The sequence below is a fragment of the Acuticoccus kandeliae genome (assembly GCF_003073115.1).
Genome location: NZ_QBBV01000054.1, coordinates 1 through 446 on the forward strand (window position 1 = coordinate 1; position 446 = coordinate 446).

At 66.6% G+C, this 446-nt stretch carries 1 pseudogene; it reads right to left on the bottom strand.

Annotated elements, in window-relative coordinates:
* Positions 1-7 precede the first annotated feature (7 nt).
* Positions 8-446: pseudogene (locus tag DBV35_RS29265) on the bottom strand (hypothetical protein); the annotation flags it as partial.

A 446-nucleotide genomic window follows, 5' to 3' on the forward strand; every position in this document is an offset into this window, starting at 1 on the left:
TTCCGATCTAGCTGATGTCGGTGTGGGTGTGGCTGTTGTTGTCGACCGACGTGTGGGTCTCGGTGCTGCTGTCGGTGTTGTACGAGTCGCTGATGTCGGTGCTCTGGTGCGACTCGTTCCAGGTCTTGTTGAACGACCCGTCGGCGTCGTGCGAACCGGTCGCGTTGCCGCCCAGCGAGACCGCGCCACCCTTGTCGGCGGAGATGTCGCCGGTGTTGTAGGCCGAGCCCTGGCCGAAGGCGGTGGTGTTGCCGTTGCCGGACACGACCTGGTTGCCGTCGCCGACGACGTTGCCGTTGCCGGTGGTGACCGGGGCGTTGTTGTCGCCGCCGACGGCCACGGCGCCGTCACCGGAGGCGGAGGTCGACCGGATGTCGATGTCCTGGTCGAAGGCGCCGCCGTGGGTGTCGATGTGCTGGTTCACGGAGTTGTCGACGACGGTGTCG